This is a genomic window from Candidatus Synechococcus spongiarum SH4, from assembly GCF_000586015.1.
Classification (GTDB): Bacteria; Cyanobacteriota; Cyanobacteriia; order PCC-6307; family Cyanobiaceae; genus Synechococcus_B; species Synechococcus_B spongiarum_F.
In genome coordinates, this window is record NZ_JENA01000077.1 from 1 (window position 1) to 7,010 (window position 7,010).

The following is a 7,010-nucleotide window of genomic DNA, read 5'->3' on the forward strand; positions in this document are numbered from 1 at the left end:
CGCACCGGAGAACTCATCACCCGCGCCACCTACGACGTGAACAACATCCGTCGGATGCTGGGTTTTGCGGTTTTGAGCATGGTCAACATAGTCATGGCGTATGTCACGCGGCTACCGGTCATGGTGTCCATTGACCTGAGTCTCAGCGTGGCCGCATTGGTTCCTTACCCGGCCATGCTGCTGTTGGTGCATCTGTTCGGCAAGCGCATGGCGCGGCTCCAGCGGCGTCAACAGGAGCACCTCTCGGAACTGAGCGACTTGATTCAGGAGGATCTGGCCGGGATCAGCGCCATCAAGATCTACGGGCAACAGGCCAACGAGCACGAGGCGTTCAGCGTCCTGAATCGCAACTACCGGAACGCGGCCCTGGCTCTGGCCAAGGTGCGGTCGCTCCTCTTCCCCGCCCTGGAGAAAATCAGCAACCTCAGCCTGCTGTTGTTGCTGGCGCTGGGGGCAGGACGGCTGCAAGCCGCCACCCTGGGGGATCCCCAGGGTCTCACCATTGGCGGTTTTGTAGCCCTGTTCCTCGGGGCTCTGGATCTGGTGTTTCCCACGGCGTTGCTCGGGTTCACCATCAACACCTTTCAAGTGGGTCAGGTGAGTCTGGAGCGGGTGGAGGAGGTGCTGATGCGCCAACCACGGATCACCGATCCGGCCACAGCCGAGCCGTTGACGCCCCAGCCGGCAGGACAACTCCAGGTGCGGAACCTTCACTACCGATATCCCGACAGCAAAAGAGAGGCGCTGGCGGGGGTGAACCTTACCCTGGAACCAGGGGAAATGGTGGCCCTTGTTGGCGCAGTGGGCTGTGGGAAGTCCACCATTGCCCGCCTGTTGGGCCGCATGATTGATCCACCGGAGCAGAGCGTTTTTCTGGATAGTCAGGACATCCGCCAACTGCGATTGGATGATTTGAGAAGTCGCATTGCCCTGGTTCCCCAGGAGGCCTATCTGTTCACCGCCACCATGGAGGACAACCTGCGCTACGGGCAACCGGATACGGAACGGCAGCAGGTGGTCCGCTACGCTGCCAGCGCCCAGCTTAGCCAGGACATTGAAGCCTTCCCCGCGGGGCTGGACACCATGGTGGGGGAACGGGGCATCACCCTCAGCGGCGGCCAGCGGCAGCGCAGCGCCCTGGCCAGGGCATTGCTTCAGCAGGCGCCCCTGCTGGTGCTGGATGATGCCCTGGCCAGCGTGGACAACGCCACCGCCTCGGGCATTCTGGAGAATCTCCGCCAGCACCGCCGGAGCACCGTGCTGTTCATCAGCCATCAACTGGCGGCTGCCGCCTCCTGTGATCGGGTGCTGGTGATGGAGGCGGGGCGCATTGTCCAATCCGGCCGGCATCAGACACTGCTCCACCAGAGGGGAACCTATCAACAGCTTTGGCGGCGCCAGGAACTGGAGACCTCCTGGTCCCAGTCCCTGGGGTGAGGCGCAAGGGGCCGGGGCCGTCAGTTGGCATAGTCCTCAACAGAGGGGCAGGTGCAGATGAGGGTGCGATCCCCCCGGGCGTTATCAATACGGGCAACGGCGGGCCAGAGCTTTGCTGCAGGATCCTGGTTGCCGGGCAGACCCCCCTGCCGGCGGCTGTAGGGGCGATCCCATGAGTCGGCAGTGAGGGCCGCGATGGTGTGGGGCGCCCGCTTGAGGGGGTTGTTGTGGCGATCCATGGCGCCGGAGGCAATGGCGGCCACCTCTTGGCGCACAGCAACCATGGCATCGCAAAAGCGATCCAGTTCGGCCTTGTGTTCGCTTTCCGTGGGCTCCACCATCATGGCGCCAGCCACCGGCCAGCTCACCGTGGGGGCATGGAAACCGTAGTCCATCAAGCGCTTGGCCACGTCCTCCACCCCCACCCCCGCTTCCGACCGCAGGGGGCGTAGATCCAGGATGCATTCATGGGCCACCCGCCCCTTCTCGCCACGGAAGAGCACGGGATAGAAATCTTCCAGACGCCGGGCGATGTAATTGGCATTGAGAATGGCCACAGCGCTGGCCTGACGCAGGCCGGCCGCCCCCATCATCCGCAGGTACATCCAACTGATGGTCAGGATGCTGGCGCTCCCGAAAGGCGCCGCCGACACGGGGCCAATGGCCTGCTCCCCGCCACAGGTCAGCAGGGGATGGCCGGGCAGGAACGGCGCCAGATGGGCCGCGGCGGCGATGGGTCCCACCCCTGGTCCGCCGCCCCCGTGGGGGATGCAGAAGCTCTTGTGGAGGTTCAGATGGCAAACATCCGCGCCGTAATCGCCAGGGCGGCACAGTTCCAACTGGGCATTCAGATTGGCCCCATCCAGGTAGACCTGTCCCCCATGGTCGTGGACGACGGCGCAGATCTCCCGAATGGCCACCTCGAAGACCCCGTGGGTGGAGGGATAGGTGACCATCAACGCAGCCAGGTGGTTGCTGTGGGTTGCGGCTTTCCGGCGCAGGTCCGTCAAGTCGATGTTGCCTTGGGCATCACAGGCCACCGGCGCCACCTGCAGGCCCGCCATCACCGCGCTGGCGGGGTTGGTGCCGTGGGCGCTGGTGGGAATGAGGCAGACCCGGCGATGAGCCTCGCCACGGCTGGCCTGCCAGGCGCGAATCACCAACAGCCCCGCCAACTCCCCCTGGGATCCCGCGTTGGGCTGGAGGCTGACGCCGGCAAAGCCCGTCAACTCCGCCAGCCAGTCCTCCAACTGGCGGATCATGGCCCCATAGCCCTGGGCATCTTCAACCGGGGCAAAGGGGTGCAGCTCCGCCACGCCGGGCCAACTCAGGGGCAACAACTCAGCGGCGGCATTGAGCTTCATGGTGCAGCTTCCCAGCGGGATCATGCCGTGGATCAGGGAAAAGTCCTTGGCGGCCAGGGTCTGGATATAGCGCAGCAGCGCGGTTTCACTGCGATGCTTGTGGAAGGGCTCCTGCTGAAGCCAGGGGTCCTGGCGCTCCGGCGCGGGCAACTCCCCTGGGCTGGTGGCAAACAACTCCGCCATGGGCTGGTGGGATCGCCCCGGCGCCATCAGCGTCAGCAGGTGCTCCAACTCCTCCACGGTGGAGCGCTCATCCAGGCTGAGGCCAAAGCCCTTGCCGTCCTCCAGCACCCGCAGGGAAAAGCCCGCCCCTCGGCAACGCTCCAGAATGTCCGGCGCCGCCGGGGTCTTTACCACGATGGTGTCAAAGCCCGGCTCCAGGGCGGGAGTCAGCCCCACCTGAGCCATGGCCATGGCCATGGCCCGGGTCAGGCGGCGCACCCGGCGGGCAATGGCGGTGAGACCGTCAGGGCCGTGGTAGACGGCGTAGAAACTCACCAGCACCGCCAGCAACACCTGGGCTGTGCAGATGTTGCTGGTGGCTTTATCCCGCCGGATGTGCTGCTCCCGGGTCTGAAGGGCCAGGCGCAGGGCGGAGCGCCCCTCGGCATCCACGGACAGCCCCACAATCCGGCCGGGCGCCTGCCGCTTGTGGTGCTCACGGGTGGCGAAAAAGGCGGCATGGGGACCGCCGTAACCCAGGGGCAAACCCAGTCGTTGGGCGGAACCCACCGCCACGTCGGCGCCAAGGACCCCCACAGGGGCCATGAGCACCTGAGCCAGGGGATCCACGGCAACGGTGACCAGTGCGCCACAGGCGTGGGCAGCATTGATGAAGGATCCGGGATCCTGGAGCCGCCCCTGCCCGTCCGGCAGTTGCAGCAACACGCCAAACACCTCCTCATCAAAGACGAAGGCGCCGGGGGCCTTCACATCCAATTGGATGCCCAGGGGTTCGGCCCGGGTGCGCAGCACCGCCATGGTTTGGGGATAGACGTTCCGATCCACCAGGAATCGACGCGCCCGGGACTGCTTACGGACCGCAAAGCTCAGACCCATGGCCTCCGCCGCCGCCGTGGCCTCATCCAGCAGGGAGGCATTGGCCACCGGCAAACCCGTCAGTTCACAGATGAGGGTTTGAAAATTGAGCAGGGCTTCCAGGCGACCCTGGGCAATTTCCGCCTGATAGGGGGTATAGGCGGTGAGCCAGGCGGGATTCTCCAGCACATGGCGGCGCACCACCGCCGGCATCACCGTCCCGAAGTAGCCCAGGCCAACGAGGCTGCGGCTGATGCGATTCCGCCCCATGAGGGCTTCCAGTTCCGCCAGGGCCTGCTGCTCGCTGACGGCTGGCGGCAGACTCCGGGCCGTGTGGCCCTGGGGAAGGCGAATGCTGGCGGGAATGGCCTCCTCCAGCAACGCCTCCATGGAAGGGAGGTTCAACGTCCGGAGCATCTGCTGCTGCTCCGCGGCGCTGGGGCCCAGGTGGCGATGCAGAAACGACTGTTGGGGCGTTGAAGTTGGGGAGGAATTCAAAGGAGCGCAATCCGGGGCCACCTTGAGGAATCCTAAAACCACGGCTTGCCCACTGGATTCACTCCGGGGGTAAATTCGATGCCTGGCTTCGTAAAACCTTCGTAAAAGCCCTTGACGAGACTTGAACTCGTGACCTCTCCCTTACCAAGGGAGTGCTCTACCGCTGAGCTACAAGGGCAGATGGGCCGGGTTGGATTTGAACCAACGTAGGCAGAGCCAGCGGATTTACAGTCCGCCCCCATTAACCACTCGGGCACCGACCCGTGCCACAGCTTCCCAACTTAGCAGACCGGGCGCCCGGCCACCCAACCCTGGACCCGACTCCCCGTCAACCATGGCGCGTCTCACCATCCTCGGGGTGGGACCGGGTGACCCGGACCTGATCACCGTGGCGGGTCTCAAGGCGCTGCGCCAGGCCCGCACCGTGGCCTATCCCGTTGCCGAGCCGGGGGGCGAGGGCATGGCGGCCCGGATTGCCGCCCCATGGCTGCAGCCTGAACAACAGCGTCTGCCCCTCCACTTCCCCATGACCACCGCCGCAGCACCCTGTCGCCTGGCCTGGCGGTGCGCCGCCCGGCAGTTGCTGCAGGCGGTGGCGGAGCGCCCACCGGTGGCGATGCTGTGTGAAGGGGATGTGTCCCTCTATGCCTCCGCCAGTTACGTGGCGCTCCAACTGCAAACCATGGCCCCCTCCCCATTGAGGGTGTCCATGATTCCAGGGGTGACCGCCATGGCGGCCACTGCCGCCGCCGCCCATTGGCCCCTGGCTCTCCAGAGCCAGCAACTGCTGGTTGCCCCGGCGCCGGAGACCCCCACAGCCCTGGATGCCCTGTTGGCGAAGGCGGAGGTGCTGGCGGTCCACAAGGTGGGTCGGCGCTGGCCCTGGCTGCGGGAGGCTCTGCAGCAGCGGGGCCTCCTCCCCCAGGCCCTGGTGGCCGAACGGGTGGGTTGGCCGGACCAGCGCCTCATCCCTGCGGCGGAGCTTCCCCCCGGGGCTTGTTCCTATTTCTCCCTGGTGCTGGTGCGTCAAGCCTGGCCCCCGGTGCTGCCATGGGATGCGGGGGATGCGGTTGCCGCCGTTTAAGGACGGCATCGGTTTTCATGGGGGCTTCCCCTGTGGCGCCTGTGCTGTCCTCAACACCCTTCCCCTGTGGCCCCCCATGGCTCCGGCGCTACCCCCCGCCCCTGGTGCGGGTTTGTCTGTTGCGGGGGCTGGCCCTGATGCCCCTCAGCGGCATCGGCTTCTACCTGGGCATTGTCTATGGGGACCGTCTCAGCGGCATTGCCCTGGGGGCCGGCTTTACGGTGACCGGCGTCATGGGGGTTGCCAGCCGCTGGCTGGCGGGGCGTTCCCTGGATGGCGGCCGCCACTGGCGTCTCCTGCTGGCCGGCAGTGGCCTGTTCATGGCGGCCGGCATGATGCAGTTGCGGAACGTGAGTGACTGGCCCGCCCTGCTCCTGGGCATGGCCCTGCAGGGGCTGGGGCTGGGGCTGTTCTGGCCTGCAGTGGAGATCGCCGTGGCCCGGAACCACGGCCCTGTCCCCCTGGGCAATGCGTTCACCCTGGCCCGTTTCTGCGAGGCCGTGGGGTCGGCCCTCGGTGTGCTGGGCACCGCGGCGTTCACGGCCTTGAATCGGCCCTCCTGGGCGTTTCTCACCGCCGCGGTCCTGCTGCTGGCTCTGGCGGTGGCGGCCCTGGGGAGCACCGGCATCCCCGGCGGCCCTCAGCCGGTCTCCGGTACTCCGGGCCTAACCCCACAGGGGCGGCAGGGCAGCTACAGGGACCTGGCCAGGGTGTCGGGCCTGCCTGCCGTGCTGCTGATCAGCATCATGGCCACCACCATCATCATTCTGCAGCAAAGCGCCCTGCCCCTGGATCTGGTGCGGGGCAGCCTGGAACGGGCCCCTCTCGATCCTGTGATCGGCAATCTGGTGGTGGCTGTGCAGTTGGTGTTGTTAATGGTGATGCAACTCCCCGTGGGCCGTCTGGTGAGCCGTTGGCCCACCAGCACCGGTCTGCGCCGGGCCTTGTGGACCTTTGCCGCCGGTCAGGCCCTGATGACCCTGTCCTGTTTTTCCCCCATGGCCCCGGGTCTGTTGCTGGTGGTGGGCGCCCAGGTGCTCATTGCCGTAGGCGCCGCCGCCTTCCTGCCCACCGCCAGCACGGCCTGTCTGGAGCGGACCCCCGCCCCTCTGCAGGGCCGGGCCATGGCGGCTTATTCCGAGTGCTGGGGGATCAGCATCGTGGTGGCGCCGCCGGTGGCCGGGTGGCTGCTGGAAACCCAGGGCCATGGGGTGGGCCTGTGGCTGTTGCTCACCATCCTGTGCCTTGCCGCCAGCCGCCTGAACCCGGGTCAGCCACCGCCCGTCCTGACCACCCAGCCAATCACGAACCCGGAGACCGAAACCAGCCCACCGGCGCCCCACCGTCAGAGGGCATCATCTCCCTGATCAGGGGCTAAGCGGTGGATTCCCGCCTCGCGTAACGTCAGCCTGTGCTGAACGTGGAGGCGGGGGAAGGTGAGCATGAGGGAGTGATCCACCGGGGTGTAGCGGAGACCTGTTTCTGCGGTTCCCCCTCCGGGGTCACGGCAAATGTGGCAGGGGCAGTGGAGGGGAACAGGCCGGTGATGGTGTGGGTGGGCTGGTGCTGATCCGGGTCCGACTACCGGA

4 protein-coding genes and 2 tRNA genes are annotated in these 7,010 nt (G+C 66.5%); 3 read left to right on the plus strand and 3 right to left on the minus strand.

The annotated features are described in order from the left end of the window. A partial coding sequence (locus tag BG35_RS0104890) for an ABC transporter ATP-binding protein (protein ID WP_025781949.1) occupies positions 1-1,437 on the plus strand: 1,437 nt, incomplete at its 5' end. Positions 1,438-1,457: 20 nt separating this feature from the next. Here the strand turns inward: BG35_RS0104890 and gcvP are convergent. The 3 genes from gcvP to BG35_RS0104905 form a co-directional block, all read right to left on the minus strand. Beyond that, positions 1,458-4,256 (minus strand): aminomethyl-transferring glycine dehydrogenase, encoded by a 2,799-nt coding sequence (gcvP, locus tag BG35_RS10365; protein ID WP_236619788.1) that lies wholly within the window; start codon positions 4,254-4,256, stop codon positions 1,458-1,460. 187 nt (positions 4,257-4,443) lie between these two features. Beyond that, positions 4,444-4,515: transfer RNA gene (locus BG35_RS0104900), tRNA-Thr, on the minus strand. 3 nt (positions 4,516-4,518) lie between these two features. Further along, positions 4,519-4,600: transfer RNA gene (locus BG35_RS0104905), tRNA-Tyr, on the minus strand. Between the two features lie 71 nt (positions 4,601-4,671). Here BG35_RS0104905 and cobI point away from each other — a divergent pair. Further along, a complete protein-coding gene (gene cobI, locus BG35_RS0104910; protein ID WP_025781950.1) occupies positions 4,672-5,421 on the plus strand; it encodes a precorrin-2 C(20)-methyltransferase in 750 nt (249 codons plus the stop codon). A gap of 17 nt (positions 5,422-5,438) precedes the next feature. Beyond that, complete coding sequence (locus BG35_RS0104915) at positions 5,439-6,788, plus strand: MFS transporter (RefSeq protein ID WP_161632536.1); 1,350 nt, start codon at positions 5,439-5,441, stop codon at positions 6,786-6,788. Positions 6,789-7,010: the final 222 nt, after the last annotated feature.